The organism is Candidatus Lokiarchaeum ossiferum (genome assembly GCA_025839675.1).
GTDB classification, from domain to species: domain Archaea; phylum Asgardarchaeota; class Lokiarchaeia; order Sigyniarchaeales; family Promethearchaeaceae; genus Lokiarchaeum; species Lokiarchaeum ossiferum.
Genome location: CP104013.1, coordinates 5,268,388 through 5,293,089 on the forward strand (window position 1 = coordinate 5,268,388; position 24,702 = coordinate 5,293,089).

Annotated in this window: 2 protein-coding genes; both read left to right on the forward strand. The window is 27.7% G+C overall.

Translation table 11 applies throughout. The features are described 5' to 3' along the window. Positions 1-388 precede the first annotated feature (388 nt). Positions 389-23,146 carry a hypothetical protein gene (locus NEF87_RS22515; protein WP_457917599.1) on the forward strand — a complete coding sequence of 7,586 codons (22,758 nt, stop codon included), beginning with the start codon at positions 389-391 and terminating at the stop codon, positions 23,144-23,146. Further along, positions 23,139-24,701, forward strand: a complete 1,563-nt coding sequence (locus NEF87_RS22520; protein WP_457917600.1) for a leucine-rich repeat domain-containing protein — start codon at positions 23,139-23,141, stop codon at positions 24,699-24,701. The genes NEF87_RS22515 and NEF87_RS22520 overlap by 8 nt, the downstream gene beginning before the upstream one ends. The last annotated feature ends 1 nt before the right edge of the window (position 24,702 follow it).

Sequence of the window (24,702 nt, forward strand, 5' to 3'; positions counted from 1 at the left end):
ATATCATGTCGATATGTCTCTGTGGTCTGAAATCGGTCATTCACTCCTAATTGCCCGAGAACATGTCTAAAATTCTATAATATTGTCTTCACCCGCATTATCCTATCTTTTGGCTCCTGAAAGTGAAAAAAATCTGGTTATGGTGTTTAGTGAATTGACTTGGTGACACATTTTGCTTTCATAATTTTGAATAGTTGTTCGAAATTCGTAAATCAGGTAAAAATTTCTATTGTTATTTGAAATGTGATTACAAAATTGAAGGAAAAAAAAATGGGAGACGTATTTTTGTCGGGCACTTTTAACCATATACATTTTTATATAAAAAACTGTAAATTAAAACCATAGATTATAAGGACAGAATTTTATGGTTCTAATAAAAAAACAACTAATGAAAAGAAAGATAATGGCTTTCTTTATTTTAAATTTATTTACGGTATCAACGGCTTTTGATATATTGGCCTCAGGATGTCCTTTTCCAGAGAATATGGAAATTGATTTAAATTTGGGTTATGGGGTTGAAGATAATTTAACCGGATGGATTGATGGAAAGTTTAAAATTAGAATATATGACGATTTGATTATAAATTGGACTGATAATAAATCTGGATATCGTAAAATAACGATATGGAATGATGAAGGTAGAAGTATTTTTAGTGATTTTTATTTTTCTCGGGGAGGAGATCAACAATATGTTATTCATCTCGATCCAAATAATAATAATTATAATAATTTTCAACCAGGTGAAAATTATTCTTTACAAATCTGCAATTTAATTCACTATTTCTCACCAATTGTTAAATCTTGTTCTGATCTTATTAATTTTGAAATTATTAAAGCAAAATCACAACTACAATTTATTGAAAATTTAGATTTTGATTCAAATAATCTTGATATGGGGGTTTATATTATTGATAAATCAGGATTTCCTGTTGATCCCCATTTTCTCTACAAATATGAAATTGTACTAGCAAATTATTACGAACCACAAAAAAAATTAGCTTTTGAACCAATAAATCTTGATTATATAAATCCTAATACGAACAACTATGAAGCAATTACATTTGGAGTTACTGATATAAATGGATTGTTTGAATATGAAGAAAATAAAAACAATATTCCTCAAAATTACATTGTAAGATGGAATTATTGTGGAAGTGATTTATATGAAAGTGCATCAATTGTAGATTCTCTTGATTTTGAACATATTTTTTCTCCATTTGACTATACAGGACCTGATCCTATTGGTGATGATCCTTCTGATGGCAATATTAATTCTTTATCCAATTCTTCTTATTCCTATACCGGGTTAAGAAAATATTATTCTTGGATAAATGTAACTGAATCCGAATTACAAGGATTTAATTTAGATGATGTCTCAACGTGTTATTATCAATTTGGAGTGTCTGAAGATAGAGATTCATTATATGTTGGAACAATTTCAAATTTTGATTTTAAGGGAAAATTAATCTCCCCAACTGTTTATTATTATGGAGATGAAGTAAATTATGCAAGTTTATCCGTAAATTTTGAAGCCTTTAGAGAAGTCAATAAAGATAAAGATCATGTTCCTCATTCAGAGATTTTCAATATTGATGTATTATTATTAGATGAATATGGATCAATACTCGAAAGACAAGACTTATTCAATGGAAATAATACAGATTTTATAACTAAAAAAATATCCTTCAATGAAATTCATTTCAATGAACCCAAAAAATTCAGAATTGGTTTTGATATATCAATAAATGTTTTTAATAAACACACATGTTGGGATTATTCTGATGAATTTTATTTTTGCATTAGAGAAATAGATATTGACATTATGAATAAAAATGCTCAATGGGCACAAAGTTCAAATTTAGATGACTGGTATGGATATACTTTTTCTGAAAATACAAAAAAAATTAAGTATTCTGAATTAAATAATGGAGAATATGAATATTTAGCAAATTATCCAGCAGAAAATTGTTTTAATAATACTGAAAATTTGTGGGAAATGCCATTAAATAGTTTGCTTGATTCTTCAGTTCCTTATACTACAGGAATCCAAAATTATAAATTTGATGAAGATCCTTTTACAAATTCAATTAACACATGGGGTTTAAGTTCAAATAATGATGGATTTGATTTTGCTGGAGGATATGTATCTGATATTGGATCTTATTATGACTATTTTTCAAATGGAAACTTAAATACGGAAGGAATTGAATTTAATTACCTTGATTTCATAAGATCAGGTCGTAAAACTTATCATAATTTACCATCGTTTAGTTTTGAAAATGTTAAATATCGTAATAAATGGGCAGGTATGTCAATCCCATTTTCATTATCTGATTTAGGAGATCTATATTCATATAAAGAACTTTTTATTCAATATGACGTTGGTTCTAACCCTGTAACTTGTACTGGATTAAATTATGAAATAAAAACATTATTAGTCAAACCAGATAATTCGATAATAGAATTGCATAGTCAAAACCATAATCATTTTTATTTTAAATCATTTCAGCATTCTTTAGAATCATTAGAACCTGGAAATTATCAACTAGTTTTCATAGCTGAGACAGCAAACTGGCATTCCGAAAAAAACATAGATATCTTCTTTGATAATATTAAACTAAAATCAACTTTAGAAATTAAAAAAAATGCCTATTCATTTATCGCTAATTCTGGAACTGTAATACCAGAAAATAATGGACCATTATATCTTGATGGAGAATTTACAATTAGAAACCAGATTAATTTTACTGAAAATTCAATAAATCAATCTAATTTAGATTTGAAAATTGTGTATGAAAATAAAAAAATAATTAATTCATTAGATGATGGAGACGCTGATTTTGCTATTTTTTTTATTCCTATAGAAAATCACACTATTGAACTGGATTCTTATATGATTACAAGCGAGTTTTTTGATAGTAATTATATAAAGCAGGATGCTATTGTAGATTTAAATAGTTTAAAGGGTAAAAATATCACCCACTTCAAGATTAGGATAAAAATGCATATCCCCTCATCGACAAGAGGATATTTGAATTCAGCAGATATGTTTTTATTAACATTTTCTAATTTAACTATAATTTCAAATGACACTATAAATGAGTTCAATTATGTTAGTGATTTTGATTTATGCTCATTTAAGCAAATTACTCTTGATGTATATGCAAAAAAAGATGCTTCATGTAAAAAATATAATAAAAATAGCGCCATATTAGCCACTTCAATGCAATATTCTTATAAAGATAGTTATGCCATCGCTTCAGTAATGTCTGAAAGAACAAAATCTTTTGGCTTATCAAATACATATTTTAAAGGAGACTTAAATTTAACCATTAAAAAATATATTCAATATCCAACATATTATGATAATCCAATTAATTCAAAATTATACTTCGATCTATATTTGGAAAATTCTAATGGAAATCTAGTAAAAATTTTTACAGAACTTATTTGGGAATCTGATATTTCATCAATAGATTATTTTGATAATCCAAATATTAATTTGTCATTAAATCTCGATAATGTTTTTGAAGAATTTTATAATCTAGGCGAGGAGTATTCTGATGTTTATGTGATATCTTATCGAACAGTATTGTCATCACTTAATGATGGATTTATTCCTAAACTTGGAGTTGAAATTCTCAAGAGTTCATTAGTTTTAACCGATCAACCTCCGATAGGGAACTGGATTAATTTAAATTCAGGTGATATAATTACTGGAAATAAAATGCTTCAAGTTCAAACATTAACTCACGATTGTAATGGAGTTCGGTTCTTAGGTAGTTCAGATGGTGGATTAACATTCAAAACTATTGGAGAAACATATGTTCATGATGAAAATTGGATTTTTGGATACGATTTTAATACTGAAGAGAGTATGATTTTCCCAAAAAATGATGAAGATTTCATTGTCATTGCACAATTTATGGATGATTATGAAATTGTCAATATTACATCAATTGAAATAATAATTGATAATTCTCCACCTGTTATTTCTTTTGGAAATTCGCTGATTAATGATGATATTTTAGTAGAACCAAGAAATATAAAAATTGATACTAATTCAACAGACATTCAATATATTGAACTATATGCTGAAAAATATGATGAGGAAGGGCAAAAGTTAGAGAAAATTTTAATAATGACTGATGATGATGGAAACGATGGCTGGGAATTTGACTTTAGTCCGTTATTATTAGAACCTTCTATTTACAATTTTAATGCGATCGCGTATGATAGAGCATACTTAGAAGGATTTTGTGAGGCTACAAATTTACTTGTAAATTGGATTGATCCGCATTTTTATTATCCAACTCCAGAAAATAATAGTTTTGTTAAAGGAACTATTGATTTTTATTTCAGTATTGGAACACCTTGGATTGATAATATTGTCATTTCTACCGCTTCTATATCTACGTTTAATATTGAAGATGCTGCTTTTCAAGAATACGTTGTTTTAAATAAAAATTCTACTGAAGATATATATCATTTTGATATAAATTCTAAGGATGTGTTTGGAGAATTCTCAAATGGCTATTATTATATTGAATTTGAATTTAACGTCAATAGCTATTCGCAGAAACATTATTATTGGCTCTATTTTGATAACCAACCTATAGTATGTGATATTTCAATAAGTGATACTGTTAAAATCAATGAACATACAATAGATTTTTCATTATATCAACCATTTTCAGGAAATGAATTTAGCAATAAAGTCAATGTCCTTGGTGAAGATAATTGGATTGCGGATAGTTTTCCTTTAAATTTGGAAATTATTCCAGCTTATTATGAAGATTTAGTTTATATCCAATATTATTTAGAGATTTATAAAAATAATGATATGGAATCTTTAGGAATCTCAGAAAATCTTAATTATTCATATATAACACAAGATATTTATAAATATCATAAAAATGACATATTAGCTCGCCAATTGGAAGAATTTTCAAATTATTATCCTTCCCAAATAACTGATGGATATTCATTTTTATTAGATGTTAGTAATGGAATATTACATACATTAGGAGAAATAATAGTAGAAGATAATTTAATTGGAAATAATATTTTATATGATTTTAATCAATATCCATATCTTGCCTATATTATTGAATTTTCATCAAATGGATTTCCTATTGAATATGTTAATAATCAAAATGAAATGATGGCCTCATCATTAACTAACTTATTTGATGAAGCCTTTAACGATATCTTAAATGACAATTTTCAAGGAGCTTATGATATAGTTTTGAAAAAAATCAAACCTATATTAACTGGATTAACTACAAATGAAAAAGAAATTCCTTGGACTACTCCAGAACGAATATTGATATCTGAATTTAATAATAAAGAAGACATTCAACCTAATCCGAGAATCGATCTATCACATTATCCAGATTGTTATTTTTCATTTGCAATTGATACGGAAGATAAAGTAGGGAATAAAGCAATTTATTCTACAGAATTATATTTGTTGGATAAAGGAAATCCAAAATCATTAATTGTTTACCCAGAGTTTAACGAACAAGTAATTCTTCCTGTAAATTTGAATACTAACGAGGAAATTTCCTTGAATTTCTCGATTTATACAAATGATATGGATATTGCTGAACTCTCATTTAAATCTGCAATAGCATATACAGAATTTTTGGAAAAAAATTTAGATTTATCATTAACACAAATAATGCCGAACCATCTTTCAGAATTTCAAGTTGTGCTAGATTACGATACTGCATATAGTCTGCTTAATGATTTTACAGATAATCCAACAATTTTTTTTGAAATTGAAATAATCGATCAATTGGGAAAAACTAGTATTTTAGAATCTGAGTTTTCATGTGTTGAGCAATATGATTACAACTCTCCAAATATCACCATTATTCAAGCACCTAATAATGAAATAACATATACAGGGGGATTTGATTTAATCTTGGATATTGATGATGTTGATGAAAATGGAAACGAAGGTTCAGGTGTTAAATATATTGAATTATGGGTTAATGAAATAAATAATAATTTTGGTCCTGGGGAAATTAATTTTCCGATAATGCGATGGCATTCAATATTAGAACAAAATAAAAAAATATATCCTGAAATTTTTAATAATTTCTTAGGTTTAGTTTTAGAACCTGAAAATGATGGATATTATCACATTAATCCATGGAATATGTCAGGAAGATATATGGATTTATCAAATTATTCTAATGGTGATTTTGAGTTCTATATTAAAGTATATGATAATAATTGGAATTATGAAATTATAGAAATAAATGCCAATATAATTATGCCTCAATTTAATATTAAACCGAATTACCCAATTCATACAGATGGTACTTCAAACTCATTAAACTTTAAACTCATAGATTTTGGTAATTCCATTTTGGATATTGAATATATTCTTCATAATGATGATATGAGTATAAATGCGATCTCTTCTGATGGAATATTTACTGGTTTAAATAATCAAACTACATATTATTTTGATTTCAAAATATCACAATTAGATGGTTCTATTATTTCAAATAATCATACATTTGAATATCCAGAAAAAATATCTAAAGAAATCTATGGGATTTCTTCAAATACTATTCAAAATTATTATCTTCCTTATTCCATTCCAATCGATAATAGTGTCCCTTATGAATTTTCATTCACAATACAAAATGATGATGTTATTCAAGATTATTATGTATTAGAAGCTAATTGGCTTGGAGAAGGAATTGTAGAAGAGAAAATTTTGTATGTCGATGGCAAAATAGCCGATTCTGTTGAAGAATTATCTGCCATTTCGATTAACAATAATGCAAAATATTTAATCAATACTTATGAACTGAAAGATGGAAATCATAATTTCAGTTTAGAAGTTTTATTTAATAATCAAAACTCTGAAAACAGTTCCATAGTTAATTTTATTGTAGATAATTCTCTTCCCTTATGGATTTCGAGTGGATTTTGGATAAATAATATTTCTCAATATTCCATTCCATCAAATTATAATGAAAATCCTATAGTATATACAAATAATCAAGTTGAAATTCAAGTTAATGCATATGACCCCCAATCAAAATTGAAGAATCTCGAAATATGGATTCAAAATGATGAAGGATTAAGTGAAATCTATAAGGATATTCCTCTTGAAACATCTATTGTAGATTATTCTACATTTTTAACTATAGAAGATTTAAATAATCTATTTATATTTAAAGATGGAAATTATATAGTTTGGGTTAAGTTGATTGGAGAATCAGGATTGATTGAATCTCAAATAATAGAATTATCTCTCATGACTGAATTACCAACAGGAAATTTTATAAATCCTTATCTACCGACGAATTATGAAAATCAAATCATCAATTTAGATTTTAAAACCGTTATGAATATTGAGTTAATAAAATCTGTGGAGTTTTTTATCCAAACTCAAGGTAACTTAAATGATTTTGAGCTGAATATAGACTTATTAAAATGGTTAGGTTATGGTTCAATTGAAATGGATTCTTCAGATGAATTTTATTATTCATTTGATTATATTAATGATGAATATCATGATACAAATGCAACTTTTTGGGTTAAAATTATTGATAGAGCAGGAAATGTCAACTATATTAGAACAAGTGATAATCATTATATCATCCTGTATAAAATTGAACTTGATAATTTTAATGGAATATTATATTTAGATGATAATGAAAATATAAATGGTAACTTAATTAACTATGAAAATTCAAGTGCAACTGCTGAATTAAGTATTTTTAATGGGATTTCTTATATACCCCTTGAAGGAACTGAAACTTTAATTGGAGATGGTGGATCTTTTACAATAAATTGGGTTGATAATAATCAGAATATTCCAACTGAGTTAACTGAAGGTTTTATTCCAATAAATTGCATAGAATTTTCAGATTATGGAAATTACCAACTCTATAGTCAAAATTTTGTCCAATCAGGTAAATTTAATAATAGTGACAACTATCAGATCGCTTTAATAACAGGTAATTCAAATCCATTTTTGTATATATTTGATCATTCCCTCTCGAGTATTTATGAATGGGATGTAAAATCTGTTGAAATTGGTAATATTGGTTCAAATGTAATTCAGGTCAATAATTGGGATGTTGATAACGATGGGTTTAATGAGTTAGTTATTTTATCCGATATGTGTCTGACCGTTATAGATTGGAACACAGAATATGCTATTTGGCAAATTAATACATATCCATTTTCAAATAACAACCATATTAACGATTTATCAATAACTGAACAGTATCCAATTAATATGGATTATAATTCAACCCATATAATAATAGGATTTAAAAACACAATATATTCCTTTTCAATTGATGCTAATTTAGCGATGGAATTACACGAATTATGGGAAATCCCTTCAGGTGAAGAATTAATTCAATTTACTTACAATGAAATTATTGGTTTTGCAACTTTATTAATTATTACAAAACAATCAATATATTATTTGAAAGATAAATCTTGGAATTTGATATTTAGTACATCATATAATTTATTATCTTCTGTTTTTGTTGAAAATTTAGATTTAGATCCGGAAAACGAAATAATATTTGGAGTATTAAGCAATTTTGGAACTGATATTGTTCAAGCCAAATACAATTATGAATTTAATGGATGGGAATTTGTCTCTACAGTTCTTTTTTCAAATTTAAATAAAATATATGATATAAAAATGGGGCATTTATCAAATACAAATTTAGGAAATATCGTAATTGCTTCCAATGAAGGATTATCTATTGTAAATCCTCCATATCTTGAAAAAAAGCAGGAATATGGCCTTGATCCAACTAATATTGTCACTACGAATGAATCTCATAATGGAATTTATGAAGATTATTATTCTGATATAAATCAATATAAATATTCTGCAGAAAAAGGCTATATGAGTGCAGAATTTCCAACAAGTATTACAAAAACAGAGAATTTATTGTCGATATCTGCACCCCAAGCATCGGAACAAAAATATGTATCACCTAAACATTTCTTGTCAACAGCGACAACATCAAATTCGAGATTATCAAGTAAGATTGACACAGGTATTAATTCAAATAACTATTTTGCATCATCGATCATTAATTCTTTTTCCGGTGGCTCTACATCTGAATTCAATGGTTTAACTCAAGATGAATTAGATTCCTATCCCTGGAATACAAAATATTTTGGATATTCGTTCGTCAACCATGATTATATTAAAAATAGTTATTTTAATACTGAATCAAGTAACACAGTAATAACAACGAGTGAAGGTGCGCAAGGATATTTTGAAGATTACAATAATCTTAAAGGATCAATCAAATTTAGTTGTGATTTCAATGAAGAAAGTTCAATTGATTTAGAAAGTGAAGAAAATTATGATCTATTTCCAAGAACATGGGTTCCTAAAACATATAATGGTAGAGATATCCTTGAAGCAAATGGCTGGGATCATATAATGGCTTTTGATGATCTTGATATTAGAACTGATGGTGTTGCACAGAACGTTTCGGATATTGAATTTCATATAGAAGTTGCAAAATCAGATTGGAGAGATGTTGATGATTTAATATATAAAATCATCCCAATGGATGGAATAATACAAGAATTAGGTGATTGGCATGATATTTCTGAAACACAAACATTTGACATTCCTTTGGATGTAGAATCTTTAACCGTAGAAGAATTCAATGATTTGTACATATATATCGCCGATAATCTTATTGGTCGATTATCATTCTATACTGATACGGTTTCCTTAGATTATACATTAAATAATTTCAAACCTGATGATGTTATCTATAATGGCATAGAATTAAAATTGACTTATGGTGATGACAAAACTGTCACTGTTGATTTACCTTCGAATTCCTACGTGGAATATAGTATTGATGATGATGATGTAATATTTAATTATAATATTCCAAAATCTCTTATTAATAGCTATGAAAAAGTTAAGAAAATCGAATTTATTTTGGATAAACCTTCATACTACGATGTTACTGTCGATTACAATCGATTAATTGGCGATTATGATAATTCCAATACGGATTATTGGGATAATGTGGTTAATGCTGATACTCTTAATCATTTAAAGTATGAACAAGAATTTACTTATACCTTTGGCGATGAATTTATAGATTTCAGTTTCAATCCCAATGTAAATATCAATTTTAAAGGTTTTTCATTAGCATCTACCAACTTTGGTAGTGAAAAAACATTAGATTCAATCACTGATGAGTTTTCCAATATGAAATTTCTTTCAACTATATACATTAAAGATACTTCAAACATAGTCCGTACTTATGGTGATCCGCAGTTTTCTACAATAAATAATGGCAAACAATGTACTATGGATGAATTTACCTTTTATTATGATAGTTTACTTGCAAATAATTTACTCGTATCTGATCAAGGAAATTATAATTTAAAATTCATTATTATTACTGAAATTATTTTAGAAGATCCTTCAAACGATTATATATTTAATCACGATAATTGGGCATTAAAACCAATTATTAACATTCCAGTAAATTGTCTAAATACTGCTAAAATAAGATTGGATAAGAATTCATATATTGATTCTCAAAATTCATTTACAGAAAAGACATATCAAATCTTTAAACAAAATCAATTAGACCTTATCAAGTTATCAGACACTGGTTTGCGTGTTGATTTTAATAGTGTAATAAATTACAATATGACAGCATTTCAAAATAATAATGAAGTTAGCATCTCTGAGTATATTCATGATGGTTTTCTATCAAATTTCCCATTAAAGATTAGTGTCTCATCAAATAATGCATTGATCAGTTCATCATTATCAATTAAAATCTCAGATAATTTGAATGTTGGATCTATTTCTGGCTCAAATTCAATTCAGGTAATATATACAAAAGATCTATATCTTTATCCTGATGAAATTACTCTTGATATTTCAGGATCTATATATGATTTTGATAGTTTAGATTCTGATATTTATCTTTATTTGAAATTTGAAATATTCAATGAAGGAGTCAATGGGAAGTGGATGAATTCGATTGATTCTTTAACTAGTACAAGATTTGATTTTGATATTTCTGAATCAAATGAAAATTATATCTATCCAGATACATTAGAATCACTAACTCATTTCGATTATTACTACAATGAGGAATCAAAATCAAATCCAAGAGCAAAAACCATTCCCCTTAATCTCTTAATTGAAGATAAGATAATTAACAAATTGAGCGGTGAGGACTTTGAACAGAAGGTTCAAGAAATTAGAAAAATTGAACTTTCACTTGAAGGTAGTATTGCTCATTATTTATGGAATAATCCTGAAAGTGGTGGAATTTCTTCTTCTTCAAGCTTTATAAATCAGAATCTATTTAATCCAGAATTTCATGATCCAATGGAAGGCAGTAATTGGATAAGTGATAATGCTGGAAAAAGTACTATATGTATTCAAAACGAATTAACAACTATTAATTTACTTCCATCACCTAATATTCATTCAAACCAGTTTATCTTTAATTATAGCATATCACCATATTCTGAAAGTAATTATGAGCTTATTGATTCAATATATAAAGAAGATGGAAATTATTACCTGAGATATCTTTTAATCATTGATCAAAACAATTACATATTAGAGAACCATAGTAATTTTGACAGTTCACTTATAAAAATTGATATTTCCAAAATTCATTTAACGTATAGTGTAATAAATGGTAATGAATCTATTAGAGAAAGCAATTATGAAGAAATCCAAGAATTTCGACTGGATATTGACGATTCGAATGATCTTGATACTTTAGATATCTCATCTTTATTCAGTATTAATATTAGTTCAACATTACCAAATACTGAAACATTATTTGCTACTGACGAGGATTTAATATGGGGTAATAATCCAATATCATATTTAGCACTAAAAAACAAATATACTGCACAATATGATATTTTATTGGAAAATAGTGTTGAAATGGTGATATCTGATAATTTAAGAATACTTTCATCGAATAACTTGAAACTATATTTATATGAAAATTTTGAGCAATATTTACAATATGATAGTACTCTTGGACTATACTTTATTGAGGGAAGAAATGGAATTCTATGGTCCTTACGGAACGAAAGATTTGAAACCTTGAAAATGAATTGTGAAGTTATTGATAGTGAGGTTCAAATTGAATTAGAATCTTGGAATTCAGATGTAGAATTACTTAATAATGGTAAAACTAAAACTGTTTCAATCGCTGATGCTGATGGAGATAATGATCAAGATATAATACTAGATACTTCAACTGTAATCTATCAGCAAAAAAATGAAGCAACTTATGCCATGAAAATATCTACCTTTGATAATGATGATGAATTGATTTGTGATATGAATTTCTTAGCAATTCAAGATAGAGGGGCACCTCATCCAGAATTTTTTGGTCATCTATCAGAAATTGTGGAATTTGGTCGAAATTTTAGCCTAAATGTTGTTGATTATTCCACTGATTTAACTGATATTTATTTATTTTATTCATATAATGAAACTGGACCATTTATTGAATTAGATCATCAATCTATTACAGAGACCCAGAATTATTTCAGATATGAAATTGATAGTGAAAATTCTTCAGCATATTTAAACGAAGGTAAAATATTTTTCAATTTTACCTGTACTGATGATTCAGGTTTAAATGGTTCAACAATATTATCATGTATAATTGATAGATCTCCTATTGATCCACTATTTTCTGTAATTGATTTTGAGAAGACAATATTGGATGAAAATGACGATGAGATGAATTGTATATCAGTTCAAAGTAATATTGAAATTGATATTCCTTATGAAGCAGAAACTGAAAGTGATTTAGATTATATCAAATTGTTCTTAATTTGTAATGATGAAATCATATGGAAGAATACATACTTCCCCTCTGATTTAGTAAGAAGTGAAAATGGATATGAACTTCAATTCAATATATATGAAAATGTCATCAAATACATTATGAACTATAATATTAGCGATACTCTAAGGTTTGAATGGCAGACTGTAGATAAAGCTTGTAATATTCATGAATTTAAAAAAAATTATACCTTCAATCTTGATTCCGATTTTGAAATTTTCCTATGCAATGATGATGGACTCATGCTTAATCAAAATGAAATAGATTTCTATTATTATAATGAATATATTAATGGAAAAGTTGTTGATTCATTTGGACAACCATTACCCAAGGATTTTGAGTTTGATTTGTGCTTAGATGGTCTTATTCTCAATAAAACAAAGATTACTAATAATTATGGTAGTTTCAACGCTAAAATTGTTTCTTGTGAGTTGTATTCTAATGATTTAAGATATAATCAAGATGTAATAATTAATGGAATTGATGGGAAATTTGAACAAGATAAGTCTATTCAAATGGGTGCGGGACTATCCTCAAGGTATTCACAAATTGATGCAGTAAATCGCTTATTTTTGGAAAGTGACAAGGGAAATATAGTCTTGAAATATGAAAATATGGATTACTCTGAATATAATATACTTGATGGATTTGAAGGATTTCATTTTGACTTGTTTATTCCGGCTGCAGTAAGCTATTTGTCTGGATCTACATTTAGTGAAATTCAATTGCAATTCTCCAATGCTTCTTCATCGCAATCAAACGAAAACGATACCATCTTTACATATACTCTCAATTCTCGTGAAATTCTTGATTTGTTAGATAAAGATCCTAATGTTTATACTTATTATGATATGCATGTTAAACATTTATCGATAGATGTTCCATTCTATGAACTTGATTCATCTAACTTTTATAATGAATTTGATTTATCTAAAATTACAGCAGTTAGGATCGTAGGACAAGATAATTTAATCCATCCTGGTATCAATTTTCAAGATGCAACTTTTTATCGGCAAAGTTTAATGTGTGGAGGACTATTCCTAATTGATTTAGTCAATAATGCAACTATGTATTATTCAGAAAATGCTCGTGGGTTGGATACTCCAAGAGAATATCAGATTTCTGCTCAAATTCAAAATTCAAATATTATGGATATATATGCATCATCTGATTTTTCCATTCAAATTGGTCGCATTAATACAGATTTCCTTAATATAGTTGACATTTTTGATGATATTCATTATTCTGATATAATTAGCATTAACGGAATTGGATTTGATAATGATTATGTGATTTTTACAAATGATATGGTAAATAGTTATCTTTGTTTAAAATCTCATCCAAATTATACAAGTGATGAATATATTAATATAGGTGTTTCCTTCCCAATTGGAATTAAAACTAAAACTGACTTCATGATTATAGCTCAACCAAATCATTATTATAATCTTGACTTGATTTATTCAGGATCTTCATTTTTTGAAAGTTCTGTTATTCCTATTATAGAAGGAGATTATGAAATTCAAAAAAAAAATCTTTCTGTTGATTTATTTAGATATGATTTAGATGAACAATTTGAAATATCCATCGATAGAAATCAAACATCAATAATAAGAGGACAATTAATTGATAATGATGGAAAGCCTATGTTTGAATTTGATACAACGTCTTCAGAAAATTTAAGTTTTTATATGTATAATGACTATATCTTAGAATTTAAAGAAGATAGAGAAATATTTTCGAATAATAATGTATTATTAGGTATTTATGATCGCAATTTTGATTATTGGATTGAAAATTCTCAAATAAAGGGAGGCTTTTTCAATTTCACTTTAAATAATACAAATAATGGAAATATTCCATTAAATCCAGGACGATATATATTTAATATCAATTTTACGGGAAATAATTATTACAATTCAATAAATAGAACAATAATTATTGATGTTGAAGCAAGTGATGTACTATTTGAAATGAAAGATCCTGAAACAGATAGATGGGTTGATTTAAATTTTGAATTAGATCCATCAATTACTTTTTCGGATTCCAAATCATATACATTTAGGCTAAATGATGCATATACTAATAAACCAATTTCGAATGTGCCAATATGGTTACAAATTAGTTTGGTTCCTTATGCTTATGATTCTTCTAAACTAGAAAATTTCTTATCTGATTGCTATGGTGATTATTTAATTAGACACGATAATGTCCCTGAAGAGTTAAGAATCAAGAAATATATTCAAGATAAAACAAGTAAGCCAATCGCATATCCATATTTCGATGAAAAATGTGAAGAAATTAGAACTTTTGGACCTTTGTATTATCAAATGGTAGAATCCAACAGTGAAGGTATTGTAGTTTTTAATATTGAAGGGGATGTATTTCAAAATGTAATGGACTATTGGTATGAAAAGCTTAAATTCACACCTATCTCTGTTGAGGATATTAATTTGTATATTAGAGCTTTTTATTCTTCTTCATTTGATGTTGAATTTATGCAAATTCAAGAAACAACCTATTATGAAAAATCACTACCTATTGATTTATTTAACAATAATGAATGGATATATGATTATTCTGATGAAGAATATAATTTAATAAGTGATTATTTATCTGGAACGCTATATACTGATCCATATCACAAATCGGGTTATGTTGATGGGATTATCACTATTGAAAAAGAAGATACCATGCTTATGAGTGCATATCAGGAAGTGGTAGGTGCAGGAAATTTCACTTTATGCACTCAAGTCATTGAAGCAGATGTTGTAAATGGGCAATATATTCCTGAAAAACACGATGATTCTAACTTTATAGAAAAATATGGTTTATCAAGTTTGGACAAATTCGCAATAACCATGGAGATTTATGATCACACTAATTTGAATAAATACATTTCCGGACAACATATTGGTTTTGGTAAATATGTGAACTATAATAATGATGCTGATGATTTAGGCGTTGTAGAATATAATAATTCAGAAGCTATTTATGGGGTTGAATGGACGAATTTAGTTCCAAATTATTATAATATTCATTATTCAGTTGCTCAACCAGATAATGAACCATATACTGATGAAATATCTTATTCTAAAACATATAAAATGCCAATTAATACAAGTGTTCCTTTGTTATTGAAATCACAATCAACATTTAGTATTGATAATCCATCTCATGTCTATTCCATTCCACAATTTATAGAATCACTTGAGAACATTGATGTGTCCTATTTATCTGAGAATTCTGAATATATTGATTCATTTTACGATGGGAATTATCCAATTATTAAAACTGATATTTCTATTTCTGCAGATTCTTTATCAGGTGAAAATTATAATAATACGGATGAAGTTGTGGTAAATATTTTAGCGGATAATGTAGTTTTAGGTCAATATAAAGTAAGCAATTTTAGTGAAGAGTTAATTCATACAAAGCACTTTGAATTACCATTAAAAATACTTGAAGGTAGAATCCCAGATATTTCATTTAGGGTAGATTTTGTACCCTTACCGGAAAAAAATATTGATTGGGATGAAGAAAGAGAAGAATTCGCATCCAATGATGCTGCTGATATTAATTGGGTTGATTATAGAGATTCCTTAATTCACAATGCATGGGTAGATTATCAAATTAGAACAAATTATGACATTAAAATTGATAATTTTGTTATCTCAGACTCTAATATTCTTGATAATGCTCAAAATTGGAATATCTATGATGATGTTAATGATGAATGGATTTATTCAAATGACACAACCAAACAATCTGATTCAATAGTACGAATTTCAGAAATGGGCAAAGATTCATCAACAATAAGTTCAACAAATGAATTTACGAAAGATTTAATCTCAACAATTAATAAAGTTAATATACTTCAATATCGAATTAATCAAGACTGTGCTGATTGGTCATCTGATATTATGCAAATATCTGATTCAATGACATTTAATGTATCCGAAATCTTCAAAGATGTATTTTATGTTGAGAGAATTAATAGAAATTGTTCAATTTCCTATGCAGATCCCGTTAGTGAAGAAAATGTTGAGGATGTTTATCAAACATTTAATGGATTTATGCTTTCAGATTTAAGTAATTGTGAAAATTCAATTAGAACTGCAAATTTTTATAATTCTTCAGAACTTGATTTTGCTTCTCAAAGTGCTATTTATGCTGGATTAAATCAAGGAGATGTTGTTAAAATTTCTATAAAAGATATTTATATGCCTTATCAATCACAAATAAATTGGTCTTTAATCGCACCAAAATTTGATTCAGTTGATATTTCAAATATAGATATTCAATTAGATTTCAAAATTAAGGGAACGACGGAGGAGTATTTCTCAAATGGTGAAATTTATTACCATTATTTGAACGCTGCTTCATATAATGAAGATATTACAAAATATTTTGTAGATATGTCTCAAGTAATTCCTGAAGATTTTTGGAGTAAATTTGTAGATATTGAAATCATAATTCATGCCATTACTACAGATGATTTAGTTCAGTTATATTTACTTGATTCTCTTATTACAGGTAATGAAAATATAATAAAAATGAGTAATGTTTATCCTACTGCATTACGGGCAAGAATGTTTAGCACTAATTTAATGTATTTTTATACCAGTAATGCTTTTGATATTGGTGCCACAGTAACAGAGAATATTAACATAAATGATCAAAATGATATTCTCTATCGTTTAGAAGAAGATGATGATCCATATACAAATAATCTTATTGATATTCTTAATGTTTGGGATTGGAATGTATATGTTAATCCTCCTGAAGATGATATAAGAAGATATATTGATCTCTATAAATGGCATTATAATGAGGAAACAAAAACTTATGAAGAACTTAATGAGTTGACAGATTACAATCAAAATCTGCAGACATATTTTGATTTTGCTGATGACGATAATGATGGTTTATCCATGGTTAAAATGAAATTTAAGGAAGCCTATATGGAAGATTTAACAGAACCGAAGAGATTCTCCGGATTATTAAGACTCTATAACAATGACTATGATAATCCTGAAGATCCTGAAAATTCAGGTTCTATTTTATCAGAAATGACCTCTCGTAAAATCACTGTTTTATTAAATCCAGAAACTTGGGAACAACAAGCTGAGATGATTACACTTAAAACTAGTAGTACTTCAACATCAGACACTTATCGAACTGATTTAGGCAATAAGAATATAGACCTTGAAATAAAAAATGAATTTGAAAAGCAATCTTCTTTAACATATTTCTTAGAAGCTGGTATTAATGATGTTAATATTACAGATTGGTCAGAAGAAGTTAAGATCAAAAATGCTCCAACCACTACTGCGGGAAATCTGAAATATGACCTTGAAAATTATCAATCATATTATGATATTATTACTGGATTACCTGCTTCTGCTGAATTGGACTCGTCATATCTTTTCATTGAGTTGGAAAAACAATCTAATTTAATTTATGAATTCGATATGAATATTGATGGAATTTATGGTATAAATAGTCATTTAGATAAAGGAGAATATGAATTTTTAGACCTTCCTTTCTATATTGATAATTGCACATACATTGAAAATATTCAATTCTCTCTTTATGATTCCTCAACACTTAGATATACAGAATTAACAGAGATATCTGATCTCACTGATTATTATTCACGAAATAAAGTAATAGATATATCAGGCATTGATTTTGATACGATTAATTTTAAAATTCAATTTAAAGATATTGTAACAGCATACGGTAAAAATCCGAATATTACTATCGGAGGATTAGGATTATTTGATGAGAAATCTGTAGGATATTTAAATATTAATTTAAGAGAAACCGAATCTAGCCAGAGTGATACTTATACTACTTATTCACATCCCTTAACTCCTACAATATTTAATCCAATAGTTGCTCCTAATGCTAAGAAAATGGATTTAATATTAAATGATGAAATGGATGCTATTTTTATAAAAGAATTGTCCATTAAAACTCCTGAAAGGGCTAATGCGGAGTTAAATATTTTTGAATTAGCAATAAACGATAAATTATCGTCCGATATTGAAGAATCTGTGATGGATAATTACAAAATATACTATTCCTATAAATTTGATGAATATCAAAATGAAATGATGAAAGAAATATATAGTGTTTATTCTGAAGATTTTGGGATGCCAGATTGGATATCTACAAACGGTCTAAAGGTATCGGAGTTAATGAAATGGAGTAATCAATATTCTATTGATACAAATGGTGATGGAGATTTTGATATAACCATACAGATTTTTGACGGCGAAGGTAAAGGATCTGATATCTACGAAACTTTGCCGGATGGAACAGAAATCACTTATTTCAATAATGGTATTCAGGATACTATGTTATATGATATTGGTAATGATGGTATATGGAATATTCTAGAAAAGAGTGATACTATTATCTCATCTTTCAATGTGACTGATCCAGCAGACAATGAAAATGGTTATTATTATGTTTCTGAATATAAATTTGAATATGAAGAAATTTGGGAAGATTTAACAGGAGATGGGATATTTAATATCAAAACTCAGGAATATAGGACTTCTGATTTAAAATCTCCAATACCTAATTATCGAGAATTTTCTACAATAAATTCCAATGGTGATGTTGAGAGTTATTTTGAGGTACATATTTCAGATGATGATTGGTCCGATTATACTTATGGGAAACTAACAGAGTTCGATTTTAATGGTGATGGGGTCTTTGAATATTCTGAAAAAAGAGAAGATCTATTTCCAAATACTAAAACGGTATTAGAATCCAATGATGAAAATCTTATATATGAAACTTACACCAAAACTTACATAGATTCTTCGGGAAATAAAACTATTGAGGAAGGTATTGAATTTCTTCAGAATTTAACATTTATTTGTTTAGGTCCAGACCCTGTAGATGAATGGAATGGGGGTGAAGGAACCTACGAAAGAGTATTAGCAGGAGAATTTGTAATTCTTGAAGATATTCCAGTTAACTTTGATCCTAGAAGCTTTAGTGATATTCCAAATAGTATTCGACTAGATGAACATGGAACCATTGCTTGGTATGATTCTGATAATAATGGGCATTATGAAATAGCTTTTATTTTTACTCAAGAATCATGGCAAGAACAAATTGCTGTAGCTGCATATCAAAGTAGTACTGGAAAATATGTTGTTCACACACAATATGGTGAATTTGAAAATTCTAACGATACAATTACAGCATTTCATTGGTTATCTGATTATTATGACTTTACTGATATAATGGATGTGGGTTGGGATGCTGCTTATGATGATCATAATAGAAAAATGGGATCTGCAGATTTTTGGATAACTCAAATAATGGATACATTGTTATCATGCTTAACTATGTTTATTGTTGGTGCATTAGCACCCGCAACTTTCGGTGCTTCTTTATTACTAACAACTGTAATAAATTCACTCTTTCAAAAATTACTTAGACCTCTTTTAGTCGATTTAATGGAAGAATTTGGGGTTCTAACTAGAGATCGAAGTCATATTTTAGGGGGTAAGGACGAATCTGGCTTGAAACATGATCCTATTGAATTTCTTGAAGAAGTAGGGCAAAGTTTTGTAGATGATTGGGCAATTTTTGGAAAATCAGAAGGCATTCCATATTATACTGAGCGAGCTTACTTTACAGATGTTGATCCTTTCACAATTGATCAAAATAAAGAGCAATTTAGTTCAGATCCAAATGTAGATCCCATGACTCAACATGAAAATAAGAGTGTTTGGGTTGAATATAAAGTTCCTCAACTATGGTGTCCTACTGGACGAGGGGATTATAATATTCTCTCAACTCTTGATATTAAAAAACATATAGACAATTCAGGGATATTTTCAGAAGATGTCGATCCTGAACTAGCATATTTGGGAATTCGAAAAGGTGTTCCTAATAGTTTTGGATATGCCTTAAAATGGTATCTAGAACAAATACATGCTGGTGTTGAATTTGATGATCCCGCTGAAGTTGTCATAAAAAGGAAAATGGATGAAGATAGTACTCGACATCGAAGAATTATGCACCAATTTTTCTATCGAGATGCTCCTTGGGACACTGAAGAATTATGGGATTCCGAAATAGGAGAAGAAAATGGTTTTACAACAAAAAATTATATTAATGGCACTGAAAACACCTTAATCGAGAATTCTTTAGCAGATAATAGGAAATTGATTTATAAAACAAATGAATTTGGGCAACCTACCCTCACTGCAGCACCTAATACTACTTTGAATTACTCTGATTCAATAATTTACGAATTAGATTATTTACAGATGTGTATGATTTCAAAATATCGAACAGCATATGAAGCAGGAGAAAAATACAATGCAGCAATTTTCTTTAGCACTTTAACAATCCAAATAGTTCAGACAGGATTAGCAATACTTGCAGGATATGCAGGAGGGGCCTTGCACAATAAAATAAAATGGCAAAATACATTGAGTAAAGCTTTAGGAGAAGAAGTAAAATTACAATTTTCAGAAGTATTCAATACTATTTGGAAAGCAGAACGTGGAATTAGAGGATTCATAGGAGAAATATTTGAAGAAATGGTACTTGAAGAAGCAGTTTCTTCAACTTTTATTTATCTTGGCTTTTCTGAAGGATTATCAAACTTATTAGGAGAATCCATTTCATTTTCAACAATAAGCTCAGGTTTTAGCAAATTAACTTCTTTAGGAAAGAGTCAAACATCTGCTACTCCAAAGAAAACTAATTCGGAAATTGTAAAAAGTATCCAAACTGTAAATCAATTTGTTTTTGGATCTCAAACATCTAGTCCTAGCCAAGCAGGATCTAATTCCGAATTAATTCGAAGTAAGTTAGACTCCAAGAAATCATCCAAAACCGCTAAATATATGAGTATGAGTAATTTCATGATTCTTCATCAAGCAGCTCATACTCTAGATATGACTTCTATCACAAAATTGCAAGGTTATATCGACAACAACGCAGTTAATGATAAGATGGGAGGTTCATTGAATTTAGCAAGAAATTTAAAACTATTATCATCAGTTCTTAGAATTCCTGCACTAGAGTATACTGGAATAAAGAGTAAAAAAGCTTTAGCAAAATTTGAGATTACTATGAAAAACGAAATTTTCCAAGAAATTCTTGAAGAGGGTGGTGGAGATCCAAGTAAAATTATCGCGAATAAGCTTTTGTGGGAAATGGGTAAACTTGGGCTTGGAAAAGATGGAAAATATCGATATCAAAAGATGCAAAGTATTCAATATGTTGGAAATCAAAAAATGCTAACTGAAATTGTTCCAATTATCGAAAATGGGGAAATTTCTTCCATTATGGTTCAATTACAAGTTGATAATGATATAGTTGGAACTTTAACTCTCGATGAATATTTAGCATTAGAAACAACTCCAAATAGCTTATCTGAGCTCATTTTGCAATCAGATGAATTTAATATGGTTGATCCAGAAAGTATAGGTTCAACTCAATCAGGTGAATTCATAAAATCACTTCCAAAACAAGCAGCAAAATTATTGGAATATCTAAATTTTCCCATCGAAGACTTAATTAGGGGTGATGGAAAAGCTATAAAGAAGTTTGTAAATTCTTTAGGTCTTGGAAAATCCGCTAGAGAATTTGTTGAATCTGTTTATCCTGCAATATTAACAAAATATAATAATAACCCTGCCGTTTTTATAAAACTATTTGAGACTATGCTATTTTCCAAGAGGACATTTCTTGAAATCGGTGGTATGACTATCAAAGATCGATTTATGAATGGACAAGATTCAACCATAATCAATAAAATGAAAGAATTATGTAAAGCTTTAGGGTGGGAATTTGATAGTAGTAGAAACGTTGCGTTTCTTGAATTTGATTTAAAGCATTTAGATCAAGAAAATAACATTGAAGGATATATTGCATCTAAAAGTCAACCTGAGTCTATGAATTGGCAACCGACATTTGATAATGAGATAGCAGACATATTTGAAGCAATTGATAATAATGATGGATTAGGAATAAGATATACTGATACAGAAAGAAAAATGTTAATGGATCTTTTCTTTATTTTAAATATTGTAAATCAAAATAAATATATTGAAGGATCATCTGTAATATTATATACTCGTAATCCTCCTTGTCGATCATGTCAAAAAATAATAAAAAGAGTGGGAGAAATTCTCAAAACACAAGGTATACATCTTACCGTAATGTGGGGAAGCGATATTCTTATACCTTTCAATTGGCAACAGGTGAATTTAGATGATTGATATATTTACAAATTTTTTAAATGAGCAATATAAGAATGGTAGATTACAACAAAATGATAATATTGGTTGTAATAAGGAACAAATAAAAGAAATTGAAGAAAAATATCAGATTAAATTCCCTAAAATTTACATTTCTTTTTTGGAAAATTTTGGACTTAAATCTGGACAGATATTTCCTTCAAAACATTTTTTTTCTTATCCATATTTGTTAAAAATGAAAAAATTAGTTAAAGAGCATTTAGATTACTTACCAGAATTTTATCTATCTGAAAATTGTTTCATTTTTTATCTAATAGAAGACTTTGATACAAATGGAGCATTTTTGTTTTTTAAACTTATTGAGGGTATTGATGATCCTCCAATTTATATTTATAGTGAAGATTTTAATTTTCCAATTTTATTTTTTGAATCATTTTCTAAATGGCTTTTTTCAAATCATTATCTACCATTTAGAGATAAAATTTTTGTGATTTCTAATGATATCAATGAAGATGAATTTGATATAATATCAAAAATAAAAAATGAAGTTGGTTCTGCAGATATTAGAATAAAAACAAAAAATAAGAAAATTTGTGAATTATTTATCAATAATTCATCAATTAGTGAAATCCCAGAAGAAATTGGAAGAATTTCTGAATTGGAGCATTTAGATTTATCCAATAATTTTATAGCAAATATACCTAATCATCTTGAAAAATTGCACAAATTAAAAAAGTTGAATCTATTTAATAATAAAATTCTTTCTATCTCTGATGAATTTAAAGATCTACAATCATTGGAAGTTCTTTCTTTATCAAAAAATGAAATTGGCATTTTCCCAAATGAAATATCAGAGCTAAAAAAATTGAGAGTATTAGCACTATCTAATAATTATATTTCAAATATTCCAGATTCAATTAACAATTTAAAAAGGTTAGAGGAAATTTATTTAAATTCTTGCGATATTGATAAAATTTCACCACTATTGTTTAAATTGTCAAATTTAAGAGTTATTGAATTATATGATAACAATATTAATGGTATATCCGAAAATACAATAAAAAATGAAAATTTAAAAATTTTAGATTTTTCAAAAAATAATTTTTCTACTATACCTTCATTTATTTATTGTTTTAATAAATTGAATGAGTTAAAGTTTGATGATAATAACTTAACGACTATTACTGAATCTATCAACCAACTGCTCAATCTAAGATTCTTATCATTGAAGAATAATAAAATTAATCAATTGTCAGACAATTTTGGTGATTTATCAAATTTAGAAGAAATATATTTTGATAATAATATATTGCAAAACATTCCTTTTTCTATTTGCAATTTGCAGAATTTAAAGATTTTAAGTCTTAGAGGTAATAAGATTGAAGAATTACCTGAAGAAATGCAGAATTTGACAAATCTAGAATATTTAGATATTTCTAAGAATCTACTAAAAATTTTACCAGAATGGATATTAAAATATAAACATATAAAAAATATTGATTTTTATTTAAATCCTTTAAAAAATTCAAGTATCTTAAAAAAAATAGAACTGCAAAAAAAAAAACGAGATCATTAAG